This is a genomic window from Vibrio cyclitrophicus (assembly GCA_023206055.1).
Classification (GTDB): domain Bacteria; phylum Pseudomonadota; class Gammaproteobacteria; order Enterobacterales; family Vibrionaceae; genus Vibrio; species Vibrio cyclitrophicus_A.
Genome location: CP065366.1, coordinates 826,407 through 851,948, shown reverse-complemented (window position 1 = coordinate 851,948; position 25,542 = coordinate 826,407). Strand labels below are relative to the sequence as shown.

At 42.4% G+C, this 25,542-nt stretch carries 16 protein-coding genes; 10 read left to right on the top strand and 6 right to left on the bottom strand.

From position 1 onward, the window contains the following. Window positions 1-15: 15 nt before the first annotated feature. The 5 genes from ITG09_03730 (at window position 16) to dndE (ending at window position 7,315) form a co-directional block, all read left to right on the top strand. Window positions 16-2,034, top strand: a complete 2,019-nt coding sequence (locus ITG09_03730) for a DNA phosphorothioation-associated putative methyltransferase (GenBank protein UPR52767.1) — start codon at window positions 16-18, stop codon at window positions 2,032-2,034. Window positions 2,035-2,239: 205 nt separating this feature from the next. Continuing rightward, window positions 2,240-3,319: a DNA sulfur modification protein DndB gene (gene dndB, locus ITG09_03725; protein ID UPR52766.1), complete on the top strand. Its 1,080-nt coding sequence runs from the start codon at window positions 2,240-2,242 to the stop codon at window positions 3,317-3,319. Beyond that, window positions 3,316-4,950 (top strand): DNA phosphorothioation system sulfurtransferase DndC, encoded by a 1,635-nt coding sequence (locus tag ITG09_03720; GenBank protein ID UPR52765.1) that lies wholly within the window; start codon window positions 3,316-3,318, stop codon window positions 4,948-4,950. Before dndB ends, ITG09_03720 begins: the two co-directional genes overlap by 4 nt. A gap of 8 nt (window positions 4,951-4,958) precedes the next feature. Then, window positions 4,959-6,968 (top strand): DNA sulfur modification protein DndD, encoded by a 2,010-nt coding sequence (gene dndD / locus ITG09_03715; protein ID UPR52764.1) that lies wholly within the window; start codon window positions 4,959-4,961, stop codon window positions 6,966-6,968. Next, a complete protein-coding gene (gene dndE, locus ITG09_03710) occupies window positions 6,968-7,315 on the top strand; it encodes a DNA sulfur modification protein DndE (protein ID UPR52763.1) in 348 nt (115 codons plus the stop codon). The genes dndD and dndE overlap by 1 nt, the downstream gene beginning before the upstream one ends. Before the next feature lie 163 nt (window positions 7,316-7,478). Here the strand turns inward: dndE and ITG09_03705 are convergent, their stop codons facing one another. The 5 genes from ITG09_03705 to dptF all read right to left on the bottom strand — a co-directional run bounded on the left by ITG09_03705 (window position 7,479) and on the right by dptF (window position 17,684). Then, complete coding sequence (locus ITG09_03705) at window positions 7,479-8,393, bottom strand: hypothetical protein (protein UPR52762.1); 915 nt, start codon at window positions 8,391-8,393, stop codon at window positions 7,479-7,481. A gap of 15 nt (window positions 8,394-8,408) precedes the next feature. Next, window positions 8,409-9,470 carry a hypothetical protein gene (locus ITG09_03700; protein UPR52761.1) on the bottom strand — a complete coding sequence of 354 codons (1,062 nt, stop codon included), beginning with the start codon at window positions 9,468-9,470 and terminating at the stop codon, window positions 8,409-8,411. A gap of 211 nt (window positions 9,471-9,681) precedes the next feature. Beyond that, complete coding sequence (gene dptH, locus ITG09_03695) at window positions 9,682-14,766, bottom strand: DNA phosphorothioation-dependent restriction protein DptH (GenBank protein UPR52760.1); 5,085 nt, start codon at window positions 14,764-14,766, stop codon at window positions 9,682-9,684. Further along, on the bottom strand, window positions 14,747-16,087 hold the full coding sequence (dptG, locus tag ITG09_03690) for a DNA phosphorothioation-dependent restriction protein DptG (protein UPR52759.1): 1,341 nt from the start codon (window positions 16,085-16,087) through the stop codon (window positions 14,747-14,749). Before dptG ends, dptH begins: the two co-directional genes overlap by 20 nt. 1 nt (window position 16,088) lies before the next feature. After that, entirely contained in the window at window positions 16,089-17,684 is a 1,596-nt protein-coding gene (gene dptF, locus ITG09_03685; protein UPR52758.1) for a DNA phosphorothioation-dependent restriction protein DptF, read from the bottom strand. Window positions 17,685-18,002: 318 nt separating this feature from the next. On the opposite strand from dptF, the gene ITG09_03680 reads away from it, so the two are divergent. From ITG09_03680 to ITG09_03660, 5 genes are all read left to right on the top strand, one after another. Next, the gene (locus ITG09_03680) at window positions 18,003-18,860 is read left to right on the top strand and encodes a WYL domain-containing protein (protein UPR52757.1); all 858 of its coding nucleotides are present in this window, start codon (window positions 18,003-18,005) and stop codon (window positions 18,858-18,860) included. A 72-nt stretch (window positions 18,861-18,932) separates the two neighbouring features. Beyond that, window positions 18,933-19,877, top strand: coding sequence for a hypothetical protein (locus ITG09_03675; GenBank protein UPR52756.1), 945 nt, complete (start codon window positions 18,933-18,935; stop codon window positions 19,875-19,877). 197 nt (window positions 19,878-20,074) lie between these two features. Next, a complete protein-coding gene (locus ITG09_03670; protein ID UPR52755.1) occupies window positions 20,075-20,842 on the top strand; it encodes a 1-acylglycerol-3-phosphate O-acyltransferase in 768 nt (255 codons plus the stop codon). A gap of 147 nt (window positions 20,843-20,989) precedes the next feature. Further along, window positions 20,990-22,330, top strand: a complete 1,341-nt coding sequence (locus tag ITG09_03665; protein ID UPR52754.1) for an MBL fold metallo-hydrolase — start codon at window positions 20,990-20,992, stop codon at window positions 22,328-22,330. A gap of 457 nt (window positions 22,331-22,787) precedes the next feature. Then, window positions 22,788-24,335 (top strand): alanine:cation symporter family protein, encoded by a 1,548-nt coding sequence (locus tag ITG09_03660; protein ID UPR52753.1) that lies wholly within the window; start codon window positions 22,788-22,790, stop codon window positions 24,333-24,335. Between the two features lie 147 nt (window positions 24,336-24,482). Here the strand turns inward: ITG09_03660 and ITG09_03655 are convergent, their stop codons facing one another. Then, window positions 24,483-25,076, bottom strand: coding sequence for an acetate uptake transporter (locus ITG09_03655; GenBank protein UPR52752.1), 594 nt, complete (start codon window positions 25,074-25,076; stop codon window positions 24,483-24,485). Window positions 25,077-25,542 lie beyond the last annotated feature (466 nt).

The following is a 25,542-nucleotide window of genomic DNA, read 5'->3' as shown; positions in this document are numbered from 1 at the left end:
ATCTAAGGAATAGGAATGAACGAAGAGTTATTTGCTGAACTTACTTCTCAAATAAAAGTTGGAAAACAACTTCCCGATGCCATTTATCTTCATAAAGACGCATTCAGCGCATTGCCTAAAGTGTTAACACAGTTCATTCCTGCCGTAGCAAAAGCCGTTAACTTAGATGAAAAAGACTGGAACCTCGTTAAGTTGTTTAAAAAAGAGTTCCGTTTATCTCTTCTTTATTACCCTGATTTTTATACAGATTCCTATCCCGCATTAGCACAAAGTCTCAATGTCGACCTCTCTAAGCTAAGCCACAAAATTACAGGTTATCGCGAATCTGAAAACCCACCGATCTTACATAGAAAAGAAACCATGGTTTTGCCAACAAGTGAATATTACGAACACTTCGTTTCACTCACACAAGAAGGCGAGAATGCAGGCCTGTACGAAAACAGCCGTTTGATTGGTTTTAAACGTTCTTGGGAAAACCTAATAGCACGCCATGGTTACGAGCTTGTCGATGGTCGACTATTCCGATGCTCTTCGATGACAACGCAAGAAGAGGCTGGGATTGATAGGCACAAAACGGCCATCGTGCGCCATGAACTCTCTGCACCAATGAAGACTCTCGTTAAACATGGTTACTTAAAAGGCGAGTACTCAATTTTCGATTACGGCTGCGGCCGCGGAGACGATTTAAGAGAGCTCGAAGCACATGGCCTTGACGCTCTGGGTTGGGATCCGAACTTTCAACCCGACAACGACAAATCCAATTCTAATATCGTAAACATAGGGTTTGTTCTTAACGTGATAGAAGATCAAGATGAAAGACTCGATGCCCTACTAGGCGCATGGGAGCTAGCAGATAAGCTTCTGGTGGTTTCTGTCATGCTGGCTAACGAAAACTACATTGCTCAGTTCAAACCTTATAAAGATGGGGTCATTACCTCTCGTAACACCTTCCAAAAGTACTACGCGCAATCTGAGATCAAAGCATACATAGAAAGAAGCCTTCAAGAAGACGCAATTACCGTCGCGCCCGGTATTTTCTATATATTCAAAGACAAACTCGAAGAACAGCAATACCTACAGAGTAAATACAAACGACACCACAAGTGGCAACAACTGACTTCGCCAGAACCTATAGAAGCTAAAGATAAAGCCAAGCTACTTATCACTCAGCATCAAGATTTGTTCAACAGCTTTTGGAATACCTGCTTAGAGCTAGGGCGTATTCCAGCCAACGACGAATTTGAACACTCTGACAAAATCCGAGAGCTGATCGGCTCACACAAAAAAGTGTTCAACTTGCTGCAAGAGATGTTTGATACCCAAGAGTTTGAACAAGCAGAAAAGAGCCGAAAAGAAGATCTTCTCCTCTACTTTGCTATTGGACTGTTTGAGAAAAGAAAACCCTACACGCAGCAGCCGGAGCCATTAAAGCGTGACATCAAAGCCTTGTTTGATGATTACAAAACCGCGATCAACCTGGCTGCAGAATTGCTGTTCGCGATTGCAGACACCAACTTAATCCAGCAGCAATGCGAGAAAGCACACCGCCAACTGCCAGCAAGCCTACTCAACGAAGGACATTCACTGATCCTACATCGAGACTTTATCGACGACTTACCACTATTGCTGCGAGCATACGTTGGTGCAGGGTTGCAAATGTATGGCGAACTGGATGAAGAGATCGATCTCATTAAAATTCATATCACATCAGGAAAACTTACCCTGACCGCTTATGATGACTTTGAAAAATCGGTGCCTTTCTTAGTCGAGCGCATAAAGATAAAGATGGCAGAACAAGACATCGACTTCTTCGACTACGTGAATGAAGAACGCAGGCCACCACTGCTTAATAAGCACCTTTACATGCCAACCGAGCACGAGAACTACAAGAAACAACAGAGCTTTGATAAACGATTAGCAAAACTCATGGAGTTTGAACCAACCGAAGAAACACAGATGATGAGAACAGAGTTTGAAGTGCTATTAGATAAAGAACATAAAGAAATCAAAGGGTTTACGCTAAGTTCAAAATAGCGTTTTTTTAGTACTATAAAAACCTATGGTTACCATAGATATCTGGCCTACATACCTGTAAAATATTCAGCCTATTTTGGCATACCTATGTAATAATTCGCATAGATAAGACTAAAGCATAACAAACTAAAAGCTTAGTTTGTCAAAATATGACATACCAACTATGGTTTATGTCATAGACAAATAACATAACTTAGAGTTCACTATGCAAAATCAAGATTCAGGCTATTGCTATTCATTTCCAGCTGTCAGAGGTATTCAAGCAGGACGTCCATTTTACATTGCGACATGCCCTCTTCGAATCATCCCTAAGATTTTCAGTTATAACGAAGATGATGTTCCACCAGAGCTTAGAGCTCAAAGAACATTAAACAAGACTCGCATACCTGAAATGGTCAGATACCTACTCGACAACCCTAAAGAGTACGTATTCTCAGCATTAACAGCATCGGTTGGAGTTGATATATCTTTCCACGATCATGAAGGTGCGCCTAATTTAGGTACACTTCAAATCCCGATGGATGCGCAGATTCTAATTAACGATGGCCAACACCGTCGTAAAGCGATAGAAGAAGCACTAAGAGAAAATCCAGACCTTGGGCAAGATAACATTCCAGTATTGTTCTTCATCGATGAAGGTTTAGGTAGAAGCCAACAAATGTTTGCTGACTTAAACAAGTACGCAGTAAAACCCAGTCCATCACTTGGCACTCTCTACGATCACCGAGACGAAAGCTCTGAATTAGCGCGTGAATTAGCAGCTAAAGTGAAGCCCTTCATCGGAATGACTGAAATGGAAAAGTCCAACATCAGTCCAAAGTCGAACAAGCTATTTACTTTAAGCAGTATTAAACAATCAACACGAGCACTTTTAAGTAAAGGGCCTAAAGATGGTTTCACTGAAGAAGAGAAGCAGTTAGCGTCTGAGTTTTGGGAAGAGGTCACTCGCCATATTAAAGATTGGCAAATGGTGATCGACAAACAGGTATCCCCTGCACAGCTTCGACAAGAATACATTCACGCACATGGTGTCGGGCTGCATGCGATTGGCGTCTTGGGTAAACACCTGTTGTGCCAAGAACCAAAACAATGGAAAGAAAAGCTTCAGTTACTAGGGAAGGTTAATTGGTTGAAAACCAACCCTGAATGGATAAAGCGCAGCATGAACCACGGCAAGTTGAGTAAATCGAATATCAATATTCAGCTCACAGCAAACGCACTTAAAATTGAACTTGGGTTACCACTAACCCCAGAAGAAAAAGCTCTAGAGAAGCAGTTATCATGATACATGAGCTAAAATTGGCAGAAGATCTCGCCGAAGAATACCAAGAATTCATCAACGCTGAAGAGTTCGCAAATAACAAACTCAGCTACTATGTTGCTGACGTTCAACGCGTCTATTGTGCAGACAACCGCCCATGGGTAATTGGCTACAGTGGTGGTAAAGACTCCTCCGCTATCATGTCTTTAATCTATATGGCACTACTTGGCCTAGAAAAAGAGCAACGCCACAAACCCGTATTTGTCGTTTCATCAGACACACTGGTTGAGACACCTGTTGTTGTTAACCACATTAAAGACTCCTTAGCTGCGATACAAAAAGGAGCCAAGCGCGACGACTTGCCAATCAGCTGCCACAAAGTTGTACCTGAGTCAGACCAAACGTTCTGGTCAAGTCTTCTTGGTAAAGGCTACCCAGCACCGACGCGTTCATTTCGTTGGTGTACTGAGCGAATGAAGATAGATCCGGTTAGTGACTTCATCAAAAGCAAAGTATCTCAGTTTGATGAGGTGATTGTTGTATTGGGTTCACGTAGCCAGGAAAGTGCCTCGCGTGCTCAGGTTATCGCTAAACACAAAATTGATGGCTCTCGTTTAGCTCGTCATACAACGTTAGCCAATGCATTCATTTACACCCCTATTGATACATGGGCTGTTGACGATGTTTGGAAGATCTTGCGTTTATGTCACCTAGAGACAAAAGAAACGCCATTAGGTACTAGAAACATCTGGAAAGATGACTATGACCTAGAATGGGAAAACCCATGGGGCGGTAAAAACCTAGTACTTTGGAATCTATATAAAGACTCTTCAGGCCAAGGTGAATGCCCAATGGTGATTGACGAAACTACCCCCTCTTGTGGTAACTCTCGTTTTGGTTGCTGGACATGTACCGTAGTAACTAAAGACCGAGCGATGGAAAGCCTTATCCAAAATGGTGAAGAGTGGATGGCACCTCTTCTTGAGTTCCGCAATAAGTTAGCAATGACGACAGATCCTGCTAACAAAGCAGAGTTCAGAAACCATAAACGTCGTACCGGTCGCGTAAGTTACCAATACGCAAAAGAAGGCGAAGATATTGCTAGCGAACGTAAGCACGTCCCTGGTCCTTACTGGCTTAAATACCGCCGCCAATGGCTTCGTGAATTACTAGAGCTAGATAATAAATTTAAAGCTGAAGGCCGAGAGATTGAGTTAATCACAGTGCCAGAGCTGCATGCTATTCGCCAAGAGTGGATCCATGATCCAAATGAGCCGGATTGGGATGATTCTCTACCAACTATTTTTAAAGATGTTTATGGCTACGACCTTGATTGGGTGTATGACGATAACGCAAGTTTTGGTAAAGATGACGCACAGCTAATCCATGAGCTTTGCAATAATTTCGATGTCGAACCTGAAATGATCATGAAGCTCATCGAGTTAGAGGTCTCTATGGAAGGTTTGAGCCGTCGTAGTGGTATCTCGAACAAGATCGCATCGCTATTGAAACGAGACTGGGGAAGCTTAGAAGACATCAAACAAAAGCATGCTTCACTGCAAAGCAAAGCCGAGTTTGATATTCACCAACAAGAAATTGAGCGCTACAACGAGCAGCTCGCTGACCTAGATAAACAGCTTCAAAAAGAGTTTTAAATACTGAAATGTTGATTACAAAACTAACTTTAAACAACTTTCGCGTGTTTCGCGGTGTGCATGAAATTGACTTGCGTCCAGCCCCAGCTCGTTTAAGTAAAAGTGGCCCTATTGAAGGGACCGAACGACCTATTATTTTGTTTGGCGGGCTAAATGGTGCCGGTAAAACATCAATACTGACAGCAGTTCGCTTAGCGCTTTTCGGGCGCCAATCATTTAGCCAATTACTTTCAAATGGTGAGTACGTTGACGCTTTGTCACAACTGATCCACAAAGGTGTCGGCCATGGTGGCGTTCAAGATAATGCATCGATCGAGCTTGAGTTTAAATACAGTCAAAACGGCGAAGAAAATACTTATAAAGTGATTCGCGGTTGGAAGCGTGGCAAGAAAGACAACCTTTGTCTTGAAAAAGATGGTATCCAAATTCCAGAGCTGAATTACGAACAGTGCCAAGGTTTTCTTAATGAGTTAATTCCCACAGGCATTGCCGACTTATTCTTCTTTGACGGTGAGAAAATTGCCGAATTAGCTGAAGATGAATCTGGTAGCGTACTTAAAACTGCGGTTCGTCGTTTATTGGGATTAGATGTTATAGCTAAGCTTAAAAGCGATCTGAACATCTTCTTAAAAAAACAGGGAGCAGGTGCTTTAAGTCAGTCCCTAAAAGAAGAGATGAACTCACTAGACGAGCAACGCATTATTCACGAACGTAAAGCTGAAAAGCTGTGTAGCAAAGCCGATTTTATCGTTGAGAACATAAGGGAAGAATCCCGAAAGATAAACGTGAAAGAAGCTGAGCTAACGCAAAGTGGCGGCGCTTGGGCTAAGACCAGAGAAGATGAACAACAAAAAGTAGAGAGCCTTCTTAAAGAGAAAGTGGAACTGGAGAAGCAAATCCGCATGGAAATGGAAACTAACCTTCCATTTTCACTTGCTCCAAAGGCAATGCAAAGACTGCAATCTCAAATCAAGCAAGAGCAACAAGTTAAGAAGAAACAAAACTTTGGTAATGAGCTAGATTCATTCTTAGAAACACTATGCTCAAAATACCCAAGCTTTGATACTGAGATGGCCCAAAATGCAATCGCAGACAGCTTTAAAGCCCATGTAGGTGAATTTGATTCTACAGACCTACTTCTAGATATTTCTGACCGTCAGTCGAACACAATCGATTACCAGTTATCTAAACTTTCGCAAGATTCTTTTGCTCGCTTTGATAAGGCACGAGTACGTCTTAAAAAAGTTGAAGAAGAGCTCGACAACGCTTCCAGCAATATCGCGCGAGCTCCTGAACAGGAACAAGTGCAAGAATTGTTTGCAGATGTCCGTGCTCTAGATAAGAAGAAAGAACAACTTATTATTGAATACCATGACTTGCTAGAAAAAGCCAAACTAGAGCTTCGACTAGCTCTGGATACAGCTCGCCAAATTCAAAAGTTACACGATAAGCACAAAGATCAGTCCAGCAAAGATCAAAGCGTTAGTAATGCGCAAAACTCAATCTTATTGCTAGATAAGTTTGGTGAACAGCTAACTAAAGCGCGTGTGAACCAGTTAGAAAATGAGTTCGTTCAGTCATACAAGAAGCTTGCTCGTAAGGAAGATTTACAACTCACAGCTGCAATCAACCCAGCAACATTCGATGTTGAGTTAGTTGATGAACACGGTATTAAGATCAACCGTAAGGCGATGTCTGCTGGTGAAAAGCAGATCTACGCAATCTCGATTCTAGAGGCTCTTGGTCGTACATCTGGTCGTAAACTTCCAATCATCATTGACACACCACTAGGTCGATTGGATTCACATCACCGTGACAAACTGGTAGAGAACTACTTCCCTACAGCAAGCCACCAAGTGGTAATTTTATCGACAGATACAGAAATCGATAGAAACTACACAAGCCTCATCCAAGACGACCTAGCTCGTACTTACGAGATCTGTTTCGACGGTACAACCAAATCTTCAACGTTGAAAGAAGGTTACTTCTGGAAAGAATCGATTAAGGAGGTTGTGTAATGCTACCGAACCGTATGAACTTAACTCGCTCAACTGAAGAGCAGCTTAAAAAGTTGAAGGGCTATACTGGAATCACTCCAAACGTTTCGGCACGTATTGCTTTCTTCCGTTCTATTGAAAGTGATTTTCGATACCAAGGTCAAGAAGCCAAGTTAGATGGTTCACTGATGCTAGATAAGTATACGTGGCTTGGTGAAACAGGTGAGGTAACTGAGCTAATGTTGAAGGTGTACTACCCAGAACTTGATACTAAAGAGTATCAACAAGTTTGGGCAGCACATGTTGAAGATGGCATTGCTAGTATTCGAAACTTCAAGTCACTTAGCGGATTGTCAATGGCTATTTGAGTATTCTTTACCCCAAAAATTGGTAGCCTTCTTAAAGGATAAGCTGGGCTACCAAACAATCCAAATAATCTTGATGAAGAAACCTCAAACATAGAGTTTCTTTATTTTTCAATGTCGACCTCATTGAGCAGTGAACGTTAATTACGATTAAAATCAGAGTTCACTAAACCTCTGTAATATCCACATCGTCAAAATTCAGCCTAGAAATCACCTGATTAAAAGTACTAAAATCTCTCATTTGTGTAAGTGTTTCAGCATCAACTAAATTCATCAAACGAAAACGATCAAACATCAGGTGAGTACGAATTCGATTACGCTTAAAGAATCCATCTTCCTTACGTAGATCATGTGGGACAAACATCACGCTTACAGTACCGAGTGGAAAGTGAATATTATTTTTCATCTTTTCCACGTCTGTCTGCTTGCCTACCCAATCCTTGCCAATTGCACACTGACCTAAATATACTTGTATATTCATAAAGTTAAAATCATCTTCAGGAAAAGGTACCCAAGCTAGAACATCTAAGCCTCCATCTCCTGTATCACTATCTGCAAAATCCTCCGCGACATATGCTGTCTGGCACTTCAAATCTTGAGCTAGTGTATCAAGCTTATTGGTTAAGAGTCCCGTATAACGATCATCGGTGTATGAAGATTTTCCGAAATGATGAACTTGAGCGTGAGTCGGTAAATATGCTTTTAAAACTAAAGTGGATATATGCTCAAAGTCAGACTCAAGAATATTACCCTCTCGTACAATTTTCGTATTACAAGAGCACATCAAAAAGAAAATGTAGAGCTTATGGATATCTTCAATATGGTCCTTTAAGCTGATCTTCATTTCACTGGCGTTAACATCAAAAGGATAACTATTCCCGTACCAATCAGCCCGAGACTCTAGTAATGAAAATAAATTAGAGAGTTCATCTGTAGTCTTTGTTGGATAAAGCGTTTCTGTATAGTCCTCATCTATACCTTGCTGCCCTCGAGCAAGAGCATTTATTTCTACAAAATCGCAGTGATAATTTAGCTCAGAGAATGCCGGCGCTATTTTTGCGGTAATATTTTGGAAAACCACTGACATTGTCCTCAATCAAGATTTTTGTATCAGTTTACGCAAAGCCGCTGTATATTTTTCAATATTCTCCAAGCTCTCCGAGTCTGATGGTACAAAGGTAGTTACATTAGTTACACTGACTAGCGCTTCTCTTAAACTATCTTCTGCGTTTGAGATTAAATCTCGATAGTCGGACTCTTTATCCAAAGTTAGCTCATACGCAGCACGCAAATTACTTTCTGCTTTAAAATTATCTAGACTAGATTGATTTCCCAATACTGCACAAAACATTGCTAACTGACCACTGCTTGCATTCATAGCCGGTCGACCATTCTTAGCTAAACGTAAGAAAAACCACTCGATGAGCTGCTTGAAATTATCTTGTTCAAAGTGCTCAAGTACATTCAAGTTATCAAAATCAACACCGATAAATTTTCTGATTTCTGGGCGATTTAGTGAATCCATTAAATAAGTAAAGTGGAAGCGGTCTTCATCCAAATCTGCTATACCATAAAACTGTTCTCTTTCTATCAACTCGTAAAGATCGTACGAGACGATAAGCCTTTGAACATATGGACGTTTACTACCAATTTGCTTCGCTAGCTCTCGATATTGCTCATTCGTTATAAAGCCATCAGCAACAGTATCCATAAGAGACTTTAGGTAGCGAGCTTTTGCCAAAGGAGACCACTCTTTAACACCTGTTACATGTCTAAAACCTAGGTACTTTTCAATCTGTTCTCGCCTTTCAAACCTAATCACAGGGATAGCTGTCGGACGCTCTGACGTTTTCTCTTTTACTTGGTTAACAGAGCCAAGTTGGACTGTTGGTATGACCTTTTCATTAAGAATCATTAAAGATGCAAGACGTCGATTCCCTTCAATAACAACTAACTTTCCTCCTTCTTCCGCAACTAACAAAGGTTCTCCTGGGAAAAAGCCGTTTGTACCAATAGCCATCATTAGCTCAATCAACGAAGCATCTGAGAGCATCCAATCAACGACTTGTCGATTAGTCGCATCACGTAACTTCAGTGGTAATCGTGGGTTTTTAGAGTCTAGTTTTAACCTATCTAGATCAACTGTTTCATAATGCATAAGAAAAACCTAATTTGTACTCATAAACGAGCATGGGTGTAATTGGAATAACGCTATGGATGTTACTAGTACGGCAAAAATAAACCAAGAAAAACGTCAAGTTAGGCACAGATTATAGCAATATCCCTCCAAAGTAGTTATACATCTTGGATCATATTTTGACATTAGAGAATCAAAAAAAACGCCCTAAAAGGGCTTTTAAATCATAAAGTTATTGCAAAAGCTCCCAGAATGCCCGGTCTCTCATTGGGAGTATCTTCTTCGCTCCATCAATGTATAAGCTATAGTGCTTCTCTAACTTATTGATGGTTTCCATCAGCTTCTCTTGCTCGGCTTTCTCGTTGACACCAAACATGGCTTTTAGCTCTTGCGGGCGAATCTTCGCTACGCGATGAATTACCCAAGTAAGTACATAGCTTGAGTAATCATTCTCACCAGTTTGGAAGTGGGTGATGTCTTGTGTAGAAAGAATCACACCCACGCCGTATTCGCGGCCTTCCTTTAAGATCTTACGTAAACTTGGGAAGTTCTGGGACATGAAGTTATCTGCTTCATCCACCAAGATCATCTTAGTAATTTGGCGGAAATCGCCTTGAACTTCAGGTTTACCTTTCTTCTGCATCTGCGAGTAGAAAAGGTCTAACGTAAGTGCGACTACAAGGTTTTGAATCTCTGATGGGTAACCCGCCAGTTCAACCACCGTGATGCCATCAACCAAGTCATAAAGGCTCATGCACTTAGTGTTGTCGTCTTCAAAGATCTCTAGTTCATATAAGCTTTCAAGTGCCGCATATAGTGAATCTTCATCTGGCTCTGTTTCAATGAACAAGTCCCACACCTGTGAGATTGTCGGCGCTGCTTTTGACCAAGTACTTGGGTCCGCTTTGCGGATACCTGCTAACTCATACGCTTCACCCACAAGCTTACGCAAACGCAGTTGTTGTTTTTGCCCTAGGCCAAACGCTTTACCCATGGTTTCAGAGAAACCACGTGCGGTATGCACTGGCAACATTGGCGTATCACCAAACAAGCTCAGTGGGTTGTACGGCAGTTTATGAAGGTTAAACTTCTTACCCGCAGTCGCTTGTTGGAACTTATCGTCTACATAATCGGATTTGTAGTCAAAAATAAGCATGCCAATAGGTGCGCCGTTTACGTTGTCTACTTGATTGCGGTAAAGCTGAGTGATCACCGACTTGGTAAACTGCGTTTTACCCGTACCCATAGTGCCAATAATACCAGTATTGGTATTCATGAATTTGGCAGTATTTGTTGGCTCCCAGTTCAGTGGTGCTTGTGTTAAAGCATTATGGCCAAACAATACGTTTAAGTTGCTGTTAGACTCAACCTTCATAGGCTCAACGACTGGCGATACTTGCTCTTCAATAACAGGCTGTTCAGGCAGCACTAATTCTGTAGTTTCGACCTCATCAGATACCACAACTGTTGGCTGTGATTCGGCTTCAGGGAGTTTTTCTAATCGAGTTTCACCATTTAGCACATACTCACTTGGTACATGGCAAAGTTTCACTACATCTAATTCGTTCAACACTTCTTGCAGCGGAGTTTCCACCAAGCCAGGAAGTAGCCCCATCGGTAGGTCGACTTTTAACACTCCTTCCATCATTTGGTAGTCGGGTTGTAAACAGCCAGCCCCTTCAAGGTGACTAACCACAAAGCCCTCTGGGTAGTCTGCGATTTGACCAAGTGAATAGTCACCTCTTAGCCACTCTTCTTTGTTAGCAAGTAAACTATCGAAGTAATCATCTGCAAACACCTTGTATAGGCGATACTTGTCGACTTGCATCAATACTTGGCGCATAAATAGGCCACGGTAAAGCTTGCTCGCTAGGTCATCATTTCCTAGTAAGTCTTGGCTTAAGTAACGTAGTAGCTCTTTCGACTGTTTAACGGCTTTGTTGTAATTCGGCACCGAGCCCGTTTTCACTTCAACAGGTAACAAATACATGTCTTGGTCTTTGAAGCCAACCAGCAACACATCGTCAGAAATTTCGCCTTTCTTGTAACCTTGAACATTACGAGAAAATTCACTGTCAGACATCTTCAGGCCAATATTACCCGATACACGAATCATCTCGGCGACAGACAGCGGCACCCATGTAATGTCTGAATCATGCACTAGGCTAGTCACAAACTTGTAGGCACCAATCACGCCTTTGCGCTCTTTATTGATGGTTGGCGCACAGGTCATCATTTTCAACAGCCAATCACCGTTGAACGCGTTGAACTCATTGATTTGGCCACCATCACCTTGCTTGATGACTTTCTCAAACAAATCGCGTTGCGCAGTAACGGTGATTGCATCGTAACTAGATGAGCTAGTGTACTGATCTGAATAGTGAATCAATACCACGTCTTCATTACTATGGAAGAAGTCCAACGTCACTTTAGGATCAATAATGGTCGTCCAGATAGAGCTGTCGTACGAACGTTCAAGTAAACCTTTAAAGTCTTCACTTACGGCAAGGGCAACCGCGTTTGCACCGTGATATTGAGTATTCGGCTTGAGCGCAGGTTTTAACAGAGCACCGACGTATTTAGCCATCATCAAATGTGGGTAGTCTTGGTAATCCGTACCTTTCAATCCAAAGCCCGTAAAGTACGAGCCAGATTTACTTTCAGAAGCATCACCCGTTAGTAGGCCGTCACAAGCTATGCCTGATGCCATATCTTCAATCGCAATGTCTGAGCAATCGACCTTGTCGTTATTACGGAAAAAGGAAAGATGAGCATAAGACTGACCATCTTTTTCAGCTTGGGCATTAGTGAACTTGCTGTAAGTTAGGCGCGTGCGAAGAATATCGATAATAGTATCGGCAACCTCACGCACTTTACCCTTGTTAAGCTCTAACCACTCTTTTAGTTCATCGTAATTGGCTGTTTCTGCGAATCGGTCAAACGCATTGAACGCTAGCTTATCGTCATACAGGTTAATGTGAATAGATGCTGACTGCTCTTGATTGCTACGGATGTAATCCACCAGCCCCATAAACAGCTCTTCAGCACTGTCTTGATTCACCGCATTAACGATAATGCTCTTCTCAGAACCAGTGAATAGTTGGCTGAATGCAGTTTGGAACTCATCGATTTTCTCTTTTACCAGCTTACGAACGAACGTAAGAGAGCTTTTCTCTTGAGGGACGCTCTTGATCCAAAACGCGTTCTCTTTCACCTGCTGGTTGTAGGAAAACTCATGTTTAGGATGGTAAACATATGGCAGCAAACCTTTTGGCGACAAGCGTTCAAAGGTAACATCAGGAAGCTGAGCAAAGCTCTTGTCATTACGAATCGCATTTCTTAGGTTGAGGTAATACGCCAAAATCAGCGGATGGAAAGGCGAGTAGTATTCTTCATCTTCAGATTGCACTAAACCAATTTTCAACGCTGATTTCTGCTCTTTAGTCAGCATGCTACCCGTTGGGATCGCTTCAAAATACGCTAAGCAAGCATCAACTGTATTTTGGACAAGTGTTGTAAACTCATCTCCCCAAGATGCTAATGAAGGAGTACTGCGGCGTTGTTCTAGGTAATCAAAAAGCTCAACGTAAGAAGAGTGAATAGCCTCATCAATCGCTTGCAGGTCATCGAGCTTAATCGCACCCGAATCAGCAATAGAAACAACTTTTTGGTTGATGAAATCTTCTTCCCAACGAAGCAGCTTTAAACGAACACCTGGTACAACGAACTCGCTATTATCGATACCCACTTTGCCTTTTTGAGAATAAAACTCGCCGTTGTATTCATCTTTGAAAAGCTTGTGATAACGACCTCTATTGATCAATAAAGGTAAGCTCAACGAATCAGTAGCTACTGCACCTTCCACATTAAACTTAAGCTGGTTATCGCCAGATTTAACGGCGAAATCTATTTCGTCAGCTTCATTAGCTAAGGCTTCAAAATCCACTACAGCGTAGTCTGCTGCATCAACAACCTGCTTAGCATCAAGCAATGAACATGCGCTGCCTTCGTTGGCTCTGATTTGCAGTTTGTTTTCTTCCATGTTCAAGGTTAAGCGCTGCTTCGCTGGCGCTGGCTCAACCAAGAAGATGTTTTTGAACGGTTCAATATAGAACTCGCCCTTACGAATCACTAAACAACGGAAGTTATAAACTTCAGATTTGTTCTCGCGCTTCAACGCCAAGTTAAAGAACAGTGGCTCATGCTTGTACGTACCTTTCAAGCTAGCTCGTGTCGTTTTAAAACTGTTACGTGTTTCAATTACTTCTTCGTTATTAAGCGCTTTTGCTGGCTGAATTTTGAATTGGCTTTTATCAAGATTGCTCGCACCTTGGAAGAGCAGCTTCAGTTCAAACTCATTTACATCTTCATCTAACTCGATGATTAAGTGGCGGTCACGCATGCCCGCTTTGGTCTCTGCACGGTTACGTGCAGTGATTGTCGTGCCATCGCTAGCTTGCTCCTCTTCAAGAACAAGTTGCTGCTGAGCATTGCGCTTTTTCTCTTGTAGGAATGCTTCGAGCTCAACGTCTTTCCATGCATCTGTTTCTGAGAAGTTCTCTTTAATAAATTTCTCGCCGAATGATTTCAAGCGGTCTTGAAGCTGACCACCAAAGTGTTCAACTTCAAAAGAGAGCTCTTCGTAAAGTGCGCGGTTATCTTCTAGGCGTTTTTTGATTTGCTTAGGGTTACCACTCATTTCAGCTACGAGCGGGTCTTCAAACATGCCCAACTCATTAAAGCGTAAGTCACCGTCTTCAACGGCTTTGTATAGAGACTCGAAACCAAACATGGTTGCGCCATCTTCTAAAATGGCATCGAATTGATCATCAAGCAGACAGTTCGACACATCGCGTCCTTTGTCTTGCTGATCGATTAACCCTTTCATTGCCGCTTTGATCTTTGATGCGCTCCAAACTTGTCCCACTTGAGCTAAGTCTTCTGCAGAGTTTATCAAGGTATCAAGCAAGCTGTTGTGGATCACCACTAGTGCGCAACCTTTTAAGTAGCCTGATTGACTCGCCACTTCGTCACGCAGATGTGAGATGTAGTTTTCAGTGAAGCCTTCAAACTCTGCTGGGTTTTCGCTATGAATAACGGGCACGATTTTGCAACCAGACAGCTCAATGAATGGCAACTTGATATCGTTAGTTGCATCAATGCTGTTTTCAGAATGAGCCGTCATCGCCTGATACAAGCGCATGCTATTTTCATTATCTGGCGACTTAAACTGATAGCGGAAACCTGCCTTAATATGTGTTTCAGCATCAGCTAAAAACTGCTCTACTAGAAAGGTCTCAAATTGTTTTACGGACATATACTGCGTCTCCACTATCACTCATGCGCTCTACGTTACCAATGCGCTCATAGAATTTAATTAGTTCTTGTTCTGTTTGTTTATCAACGAAAATGCCACGTTGCTCAAAGGCCGTGATCAGTTCGTGGAAACGGAGTTTGTCCTTTTCTCCAACAACAAGGTTGGTCAATAAGATGATGTAGTCTTGATTGAGTACGAGTACTCGACCGCTGCGGCCTCGACTTTGAATAAAGTGAGACGCTAGGTACTTTTCTACTTCTGACACATACTTCTTGTTGATATTGAAACGTTCGCCGACGCTAAACTGTGCGGATGCGAGTTTCATTATGTTACCGAGCCAGTCGAGCGCCAGTTCAGATTCATCTAGAGCTGTGTCTAGATTACGCTGTGACTTAAACGCTCTGGCAAAGTTTTCTAGTTGTTCTTTTAGATGCGTCGATTTCGACTCTTGAATACCCTTCGATATCTCCCACAGGGGTACTTTTATCGCGTTCTTATCTCCAACACCCGGCTGAAGTAGCTCAAGCATCGTCAGCATAGGGAACAGTCGAGTGGCTGACTCATTAAACAGCTTATAGCCATGATTCTTAATATGAGTACGCTCATTACTGGCACGCTCATGATCCATAATGAAATAGAGAGGCTTAGCCACTGGCTCTTGACCACTACGCCAATCTGTTAGTGCTAAACTCAACTGCGCAGTGTATGCGAAACCATAAAAAGACAGGAACGACTCTATTTCACTAAGCAGATACTTAGGGCGACTTGCCAAGAATTTCAGGTCGTCACGGAATGCTTTCGAAAGATAAGGTAGATACGGTTTCTCGCTCGCTTGCAATGACGAGTCAGACTTCATTTTTCCGCGAAGCGTAGAAAGCATTTCACGTTCAATAAAGTTTAATTTGGCATCAAATTCTTCTACACGCATGTTCTGAAGTAAATTGGTGTACATAGAAGCAACACGTGAATCACCTGCTGCAAATTCACCTTTTTGAGCACGGAACAGAAGGAGTTCAGGGCTCACAGTAAAGATGTCTTTGTTTTCAAAATACATCTCTTTTAGCACTTGCCAAAACTCTTCTTCACCAAGCTTTTCTTCAAACGCACTTTGGCAATCGGCCACAAACTGTTCGTAGCTATAACCTTCTACCTTTTTACGCAGAAGCCCGCGTAGAACCAAGCCGATGACAGCATCAAAATCAAAGTCATTACCCTTGGTTCGAATAGGTAAATAGCTGCTTAGGCTGTTTTTATTCGGCACGCCTTCCGCAGTTTGTGGCAACGATTGATTAAATGGTTGGGTGTAATTATCCATTGTCATTTTATAAGCCACTCACTTCGAAATATTCATCATCTTCATTCACGATCTTGTAGCGTTTGTCGTTTTTCAGAATAAACAGAGTATTCTTTTCGTTCGCTACCGTGATGATCTGCTCTATTACTTCATCCAACAAAAGCACCGCATTTTTGTCATGCTTATTCGGACGGTACCCTTGATTGATTTTTTCCAATAACTCCAACAAGTTAATACTTATCGGCATTGGCAGAAGCGAATGTTCGTCGACTCGAATATGAGCGTTAAATGAGCCTATCTTGCTCACCGCTTGTGTTTTAATCGATGAAAAATCAGGTTTCACTTCTAGTTCAGCAGCTGTTTTAAAGCCGTTGTATTCAGAGACAAAAAATTGGTCTTTATCAAGTGATGGCGAATTGCGGTTACAGTAGCGATGCACGGCTGAAATCAGAGTATCTTTATAGAATTTATTAAGCTCTTTTTTCTGCTTGCCAGAACCATCAAATTCACGATGGAGTAGCCAAATGTTTGCGTATTGATCCACCAATGAATTATCAAAATCTGCTTTCAGCTCATTGATATAACCATTCGCAAATTGCTCTTCGTCTTTCAACAGATAAACCATGCGCAAGTATGAAGCAGCAGTGAGCACATCAAATACACCTAGTGCTTTCACCTGATCTTTAAGTTGTGTAAAGCCTTCATCTTCAATTCCCAAACCAAACTGAAGAACAAACTCATCTACTTTGCGAGTGTGAATGTTACTTGGGTCAAAGCTTTGAATATGCTCTAAAAGCTCGTTATCTGAGCCAGAGAATAAATTGTCGAACAGGTAATCATCACCCGCTAAAATCTGGTACACAAAGTCCAGTAGCGCTCGTGCGGTTAGGAATTGATCTTTGATTAAGCGAGCTTTCAGAAGCAAAGAAATAATATTCTTCTGCACTGACTCTAGCCCTAGCAACGCATAGTTCGCCGTGAGCTTGCTGTGACCTAGCTTTTGCACTTCACTGTCATACAGGGCGTAAAACGGGTTATCTAGCGTTGGCTCAGTTAAGCGCGCGAGAAACTTAGCAGCAAAGTCGGATGTGCTAACTTCATGGCCAAGCGTAAATTTCGGGTATTGCTCGAAATCTAAGAAAATATGGTTCGTTGGAATATCGTCCGTTTTGTTTTCCAAGAACGCTTTTATCGAAGCTTTAATATCGTCGTGTTGTTCAGCACCTTCCTCAGCATAGTTGCCTAACATTCCGATATTAATGCCAACAACAAGTGGCTTATCATTTCCTTTGAATTGTGAGAATCGCTCATCTAACGCATTGATTGCCGTCTGATTTGGGTTAAAGCTGTGTGTCGCATCCAGATGAAATTCATGTGTCGCTTTATGCTTCTGGCTATACTGAGTCAGAATCTCAGATTTACCATCACCGCTACTGCCACACAAAAATATGATGTCACTTCTTTTAGAGGACAACAGCGACTTTTTAAAGTCCACTTCTATATCTGTAGTGATGTACACATGGCTTTTATAATCAGCCAGAAGATCTTGATTTTGCTCTCTTTCTGTACTTACCGCGTATGGCGATGATTTAGAAAGTATGCTGAGGGCTTTTTCTAAGTTCAAAAGAATCTCTTCAAAATTTGATTAAACGGACTTTTTTTGTGGAGATAAATAGTATCAAATACGGAAAAGTAACGGTACTTATAACCATAAAAAAATGGAATGAGTGGATGAGTTAACATCGCCATATGCAAATTGTTTATTTTACTCGCTTTGCAAAAAAATATTGTGTTTAGTATTAGAAAAGTATGATTTAGCTTACATTGCGTTACGTAACACTCCGCAATTTTAACTGGTGAGTGTGTACTATACCCATGTTAAAAATGTACGTATATTCTGTACACATCAACATGTATCATTTTCAGGCATTAGATAATTGTTATGACAATAAAGTGGGATCAGTTACTACGCTTCAAACTAATCGAGGTTGTTGCATTATGGGAAGGTCGCGTTACTACTAATCACCTATGTAACTCTTTCAACATTAAGCGACAGCAAGCCTCTAGAGACATCAAAGCTTATCAGGAGCACTTCTCTTCTCCACCACTTGTTCATGATCGTAGTATTAAAGGCTACCGTCTTACTGATCATTTTGCGCCAAAGTTTACAAAAGGCACTCCTAACGAGTATTTGTCGCTACTGCACAAATACAACAGTGACCATGTAGACGGCTTTGATTTAAAAGATCTTGGCTTTGCTGACTCTATTGTCCTTTCAGTCCCAGATAGGCAGATAGCCCCAATAATCGTTCGTAGACTTCTACAAGCAGCACGAGAAAGGCGTAGAGTTGATATTGAGTATGTTTCAATGGATAACCCTGAGGGGCGAGGTCGAAATATCGTTCCACACACCATCGTATTTGATGGGGTTCGCTGGCACGTGAGAGCATATTGCGAAGAAAGAAAGATGTTCTTAGACTTTGTATTGAGCCGATTTAGAGGTGAGCCTGAGCTGCTCAACCAATCGGAGATTAACATCGAAGACGATGAAGATTGGGCAACAGAAGAAATAATCGAAATCATCCCAAATCCACATCTTTCACCAGCACAACAGCAAATAGTGAAAGTCGACTACGGGATGCATGATGCGCCATTTACAATTGACTGTCGACGAGCATTGATTAAGTATTTGCTCAAACGTTTGGATGTCTGCGTAGATACTAAGAAGCTCTCTTCAGCTCCCAAAAAGTACCAATTAACCCTAGCGAATCCAAAGAATATAAAACGCTGGTTGTTATAGTGGTATAAGAAGACATTCCCCATAGGTAAAGACTCACTACCTCTACCTCGATAATTCAGAAATGGTTCAAAATTGACAGTTAACACATACTCACACATAGACACCCCGTTCAACCTGCGCTACACCTGTTGGTTTTGTGGTGAGCCTTCCAGTAACCTTGTTGAATTCCCTAAGACTGCACAGGCTGTTGCCAAGATTGGCCATTCACCGATAGCACTGCCGGCTTGTAATGAGTGTGCGAGAATTAACTATTCAAAGAATCTGACCTCAATTTGGTCGGTTCGCGATCAGATAAAACACACTCTGATAGACAAGTACGCTAAGCACCTAGGCATCGGCGAGAACTGGACGGAGCAAGAGCTTATTGATTCAGATTTCTCGGGTTCGACGCTCGGTGGCTTTGGGCGCAGTGCTTGGAAGATGTATCAAATCGCCAAGCAACGCGTCGATTATAAAGGCTGGCCTTTGTCGGTTGATGACATCCCACTTGAGGTATACGACGAAACCAGTGGCTTTGAATTCGACGGTACTCGTTATACTTCAATCAATTCGTGTATCGATTACTTCACCAAGGCAGCAGGCGTAGACAAAGAGCTGCTATCGCAGCTTGTCGACATCGTTTCATCAGACCGTTTTAGCTACGCGTTGCGAATCGCCAAACTAAACAAGAATGTCTCCAATACCAAGCGCTCGGAGATCGTCGAAGAGGTGCTACAACAAGAGTCTGAACAAGAAGAGATACAGCTTGAGCAAGCCAACTCACTGTTCAACCCAAATGTCGAAGAGGTCAGCATTTCAGGTTCGACGGCTCCGGTGTTCGCTATTCAATGGGCAATGATGAATAACGTTAAAGATTTAGCTCACCTTTGTTCACTCGAAGATGATTATTTTGACTATTTCGAGCATCTTGGTGGCCCTGCAGCTTTCATGTCCTATAACGGCCTACAACTCTATTTAGAGTCACGTCAAGATCCGGAATGGGTAAAAAAGTCGGATCCAAATAAACAGTATTGGTGAACATGCCTCCCTACTGGTGAACACGTGTAAGCTCGATAACCGTGTCAAACATCCATTGTTAGTCATTGTTTTATATAAAGATCTAAAAATAGCCCCCTATCACAGTTAATTGTTGCAATTCGGTTAAATAGAGTGAAAACTTCAAGCATCTAAAACTATTTAATCACTGCAATCTTGCGGTGAGTAAGGAGTGAATTGTGCTTGCTGTTCTTCGTATTATTTTGGCTACGGTGTTTATTATTTTCACCACTCTATGTGCTTTTGTTTACTGCTTGTTTAGCCCCAAGAACCCTAAGCATGTGTACGTTTTCTGTCGTTGGTTCAACCAGCTACAAAAGATCGTCGGTGTAAAACTGGTGCAGCGCGGCCTAGATAATGCGCCTACACCGGAAAACAGCGTCTACATCTCTAACCACCAAAGCATATTAGACTTTGTAACCGACCCAGGAATGCTAAGACCACGCACTGTTTCATTGGGCAAACGCGATTTGTTGTACGTGCCTTTCTTTGGCCTGCTGTATTGGATCACCGGTAACATCATGATTAACCGCGAAGATAAGTCCAAAGCTCGCGATACGATCAAGCAAGTGGCGGAAGCGATTCATCAGAGAAATCTGTCTGTTTGGGTTTACCCTGAAGGAACCCGTAGTAAAGGGCGTGGACTACTGCCATTCAAAACAGGGGCTTTCCGAATGGCAATTGAGGCGGGTGTGCCTATCACCCCTATGTGCACGAGCACCACTCACAACAAAATCGACTTTAACCGCTTAAACAACGGTATTGTGATCACCGAGATGCTTGAACCTATTGATGTGTCTGGATACAAACTGAGTGACGCTAGAGAACTGGCCAATCACTGCCATGCGCTAATGGCTGAGAAGATTGCAGAGCTTGATGCCGAAGTCGCTAGATTGGAATCACAACAAAACCCAGAGCTTGATTCAGACCGTTCTTCTACTAACTAACTCGCAACGAACACACTGAGTCATCGCTCAGTTACTTAAAAAGAGACTCAACGATCGCAACTCTCATTGTTCTTGTTTTATTTGTTGGCGCTTATCCGCAAAATAAAAACAGGCATTAACGGCTTGATAGAGCAGTGGGAGTAAACGATGGAAGTAATTCACCATGGCGGTAAACATACGGTCACAGGATCTTGTCACGAGTTAAGAGATTCAGGCCAATCGGTGCTCATAGATTGTGGCCTCTTTCAAGGTTCGGACGCACGTCCTCTTGATATTGAATTTGCAACGTCCCACCTTAACGCTCTGCTGCTGACTCATACTCACATTGATCATATTGGCCGATTACCTTGGTTACTCGCCAGTGGCTTTAACCAACCGATTTATTGCACGCAAGCCACCGCTGAACTCGCCCCTTTAATGATTGAAGATGGCTTAAAGCTACAAGGGCTCAGCAATAAACAATCGAAGTTAATACTAAAAAAGATTCATTCGTTAATTGCTCCCAAGCCTTACGGGGATTGGTTTCCAATCACGTCTAAACAGCAAAACAACGGAAAGGGTCACCATAGGCCAAATGCTCTGCATGCCCGTTTTCAACCCGCTGGGCACATATTAGGCTCTGCCTATATCGAGATTAAGTTACCCAACCAAGAGGTCGTAGTCTTCTCTGGAGACTTGGGCCCAAGTAACACACCACTACTGCCCGATCCTCAGTCACCACAGCAAGCCGATTATCTGTTTATCGAATCCACTTATGGCACCAGTACACATGATGATATTGTTACGCGATCTGAGCGTCTCAAAGCCATTATTGATCGTTCACTACTCAATGGCGGTGTCATCCTAATTCCCGCCTTCAGTATCGGTCGAACACAAGAGCTACTATTTGATATCGAACACCTGATCTTTGAGCATCAACTCAGCGCCGATATTCCTATTATCCTCGATTCGCCTATGGCAGAGAAAGTGACACGTTCCTATCGACGTTTTAAAGAGTTGTGGGGACAAGAAGCAAAGCAACGCCTTGAACTGAAACGCCACCCACTCGCTTTTGAGCAATGCATTACCGTTGATGGACATAGAATGCACAAGAAAATCGTTAATCGCCTTAAGTCCACAGGTGAACCCGCAATTGTGGTCGCAGCATCTGGTATGTGTCAGGGCGGCAGAATAATGAACTACTTATCCGCCTTGCTTCCCGATAAACGGACCGATGTCATTTTAGCGGGCTATCAAGCGTACGGGACGCTCGGACGAGAGCTGCAACAAGGCGAAATGCAGGTTTCTATTGATAAAAAAGACGTTGAGGTAAACGCTCAAATTCATGGCATGTCCGGCTATTCTGCCCATGCTGATAAAGAGGATCTCTACCGATTTATAGAGGGCATCACAACTCCACCGAAAGAGGTGCATTTGATTCACGGCGAGCCAAAGACTCAGTCTGAGTTCGCTAAAGAATTACAGGCGCGAGGGTTCTTGGTTGTTTGAAACAGGCATCAAATTAGCAACTTTCACGAAGTAAATATTAAAGCCTTAATTATCGAACCTTCAAAAAGCACAGTTTCTTAGACCTGCTAGCTGACACGATGCAGGTGATATACTCCAATCCACTTATCCCACCACTCCTAAATCAGCCGTTCATGCTAAACGGCTTTAACCGCTGTTTTGCACAATTTCGTTTCTTATGATCACCTCAAGATCCCCTTTCTGTATTAATCACTATTTATTCACTTTGCAAAACACCAAAAAAAACACAACCAGTTGCATATGCGATCAAATAGGACGATTATCTAATTAGCACTAAGCATTAACAAACACCCTCTATAACTTGCTTTATGTCACAGTAACCCTAATACGCAGTTAAATAATTTAACACTCAGGTTACAAGTGAAGTATTGTGTTGTTCGAAAAACAATCATAAGCAAAACTAACAGGGAAAATACTCATGCAGTCATTCGTTGATTTTTTGAATGGAATAATCTGGAGCCCAGTACTTATCTACCTATGTTTAGGTGCAGGTTTGTTCTACTCCATCATGACTCGATTTGTTCAAATCCGTCACTTCTTTGAAATGTGGCGCTTGCTACTATCGGGTAAAAGCTCATCAAAAGGCATCTCGTCTTTCCAAGCTCTAGCCGTTTCGCTATCTGGCCGTGTAGGTACAGGTAACATTGCTGGTGTTGCTGCCGCTATCGGTTTCGGTGGCCCAGGTGCAGTATTCTGGATGTGGGTTGTAGCCTTCTTTGGTGCCGCGACCGCTTACGCAGAATCTACGCTAGCACAAATCTATAAAGAAGAAGACGAAGGCCAGTTCCGTGGTGGTCCGGCTTACTACATTGAAAAAGCGATGGGTCAGAAGTGGTACGCATGGATCTTCGCAATCGCGACTATTTTTGCTTGTGGTATTTTACTTCCAGGTGTTCAGTCAAACAGTATCGGTAACGCTGTAGAAGCTGCATTTGGTTCAGGTGATATGATCGAAACAGCTGTTGGTACATTCAGTTTTGCTAAAATTTTCACTGGTACTGTTGTCGCTATCATCCTTGCTTTCATCATCTTTGGTGGTGTTAAACGTATTGCGAACTTCACACAGATCGTTGTTCCTTTCATGGCATTGGCTTACATCATCATCGCGTTCGTTATCATTCTGCTAAACATCAGCCAAGTGCCAACTGTTTTCGCAATGATTGTTGGTGATGCATTCACACCTATGGCAGGCTTCGGTGCTGCAATTGGTTGGGGTGTTAAGCGTGGTGTTTACTCAAACGAAGCGGGTCAAGGTACAGGTCCTCACGCGGCAGCGGCTGCAAGTGTTGATCACCCAGCTCAGCAAGGTTTGGTACAAGCGTTCTCTATCTACATCGATACTCTTTTAGTATGTTCTGCTACAGCGTTCATGATCATCATCACTGGAGCTTACAACGTTCACGGTGGCGCTGAGGGTGTATTCCTTGTTCAGAACCTAGCAGCAAACATCGGTGCAAATGGTCCTGTATTTACACAACTTGCTATTGAAAGTGCACTACCAGGCATTGGTAAGCCATTCATCGCATTTGCTCTGTTCTTCTTCGCATTTACAACGATTCTTGCTTATTACTACATCGCAGAAACGAATATTGCTTACCTACGTCGTACCATCAAGATCCCTGGCATGATGTTCGTACTTAAGCTTGTTCTTATCACTGCAGTTTTCTATGGCACAGTTAAAACCGCTAACCTTGCATGGGCAATGGGTGATATTGGTGTTGGCTTGATGGCATGGTTAAACATCGTTGGTATTCTGATCATATTCTTCATGTCTAAGCCTGCGCTTAAAGCTCTAGCTGACTACGAAGAACAGCAGAAGCAAGGTGTGACTGAGTACACGTTCAACCCTGTAAAACTAGGCATTAAAGGTGCGACTTACTGGGAAGAGAAGTACAAGCGAAAAACAGGCAAGCCTCCTGAAGCAGAAGCTGCAGACACTAAACCTGTAGAGCAACCTTCAGCTTAAGCTTGTGCCTTAAAAAATGGATTGCTTTAACAAATAGCGCTATTAGTAACGCATAAAAAAGGGGTTAGCCATTTCGGCTAACCCCTTTTGTTTTATTCATAACCAATAAACGGCTTATAACAAACTAACTGTTCCCGAGTTAGAGTATTAAGCAGCGATTTCTTGTGTTGCCATTTGAGGTGCTTTCTTCTCACCGATAGGCAGTACTGTGCGGCCGTATTCGTTGTTGATTACTTGCGCCATTGCAAAGTAAATAGCTGAAGCGCCACAGAAGATACCTTCAAAACCAGCGATAGTGCCGATCAGTTCGCTGCCAGTAAAATCACGAGCTGCAAGTAGGAAGAACAAGATAGTTAGTGAACCGAATACTACTTGCTTAGCAACTGGGTAGCATAGAGAACCGATGAACATGAAGCCTGTGAAGATGCCCCATAGTAACAGGTACCAACCCATGAATGCAGCAGGGCTTGCAGGTAGGCCCATGTAAGGCATTACAATCAAACCAACCAAAGACAACCAGAATAGGCCGTAAGAAGTAAATGCTGTCGTACCGAACGTGTCACCACGTTTGAAACACATTGTGCCCACGATAACTTGGCTCAAACCACCGTAAAAAATACCCATAGCAAGAATCATTGAATCGATTGGAAAGAAACCTGCGTTGTGGATATTAAGAAGAATAGTGGTCATACCGAAACCCATTAAGCCTAGTGGCGCTGGGTTAGCTAGTTTGGTCGACATTGCGAATTTACCTTATTAAAGTGGTTAATTAAAAAAAAACGATAAAAGTTATCAGAAAATTTTAATCTATAAATCGTACAACTAGGTAATCCAGTTATCGAAAACTAAGATTGTGTAAATGATCTTATGGAAAATCAGTTTCATAACCACGCCAATCAATTCACAGAAATTATAGGTTAGCGAGCTCCCTATCACGTAGTGAAAAGATGCGAGTAACGAGATATCTGGAATCTACTTTAGATATAACTATTTACTGCACACGCAGGAGATTCCCTATCGCGTTCGTCCCTCACTGCAGGGAATGACGAGGTTTGTTTAGGTACGATAAACGAATGGGGATGCGAAAAGAGTCTTTAGATTTGAGTAAGCGCTCCCTTAATAGCAAACGTAGACAATAGAGGGCGAGCTTTTCGTTACTCGTTTACTCGCATCCCGTATCTATTCATTGAATCGTCATTCCAGAATC

Bases quoted from the DNA above. Each gene is read 5' to 3' on its own strand.
- ITG09_03655 (UPR52752.1), bottom strand. From the start codon at position 25,076: ATGTCGACCAAACTAGCTAACCCAGCGCCACTAGGCTTAATGGGTTTC.
- dptG (UPR52759.1), bottom strand. From the start codon at position 16,087: ATGACAATGGATAATTACACCCAACCATTTAATCAATCGTTGCCACAA.
- ITG09_03720 (UPR52765.1), top strand. From the start codon at position 3,316: ATGATACATGAGCTAAAATTGGCAGAAGATCTCGCCGAAGAATACCAA.
- ITG09_03665 (UPR52754.1), top strand. From the start codon at position 20,990: ATGGAAGTAATTCACCATGGCGGTAAACATACGGTCACAGGATCTTGT.
- dndE (UPR52763.1), top strand. From the start codon at position 6,968: ATGCTACCGAACCGTATGAACTTAACTCGCTCAACTGAAGAGCAGCTT.
- ITG09_03730 (UPR52767.1), top strand. From the start codon at position 16: ATGAACGAAGAGTTATTTGCTGAACTTACTTCTCAAATAAAAGTTGGA.
- dndB (UPR52766.1), top strand. From the start codon at position 2,240: ATGCAAAATCAAGATTCAGGCTATTGCTATTCATTTCCAGCTGTCAGA.
- ITG09_03660 (UPR52753.1), top strand. From the start codon at position 22,788: ATGCAGTCATTCGTTGATTTTTTGAATGGAATAATCTGGAGCCCAGTA.
- dndD (UPR52764.1), top strand. From the start codon at position 4,959: ATGTTGATTACAAAACTAACTTTAAACAACTTTCGCGTGTTTCGCGGT.
- ITG09_03700 (UPR52761.1), bottom strand. From the start codon at position 9,470: ATGCATTATGAAACAGTTGATCTAGATAGGTTAAAACTAGACTCTAAA.
- dptH (UPR52760.1), bottom strand. From the start codon at position 14,766: ATGTCCGTAAAACAATTTGAGACCTTTCTAGTAGAGCAGTTTTTAGCT.
- ITG09_03680 (UPR52757.1), top strand. From the start codon at position 18,003: ATGACAATAAAGTGGGATCAGTTACTACGCTTCAAACTAATCGAGGTT.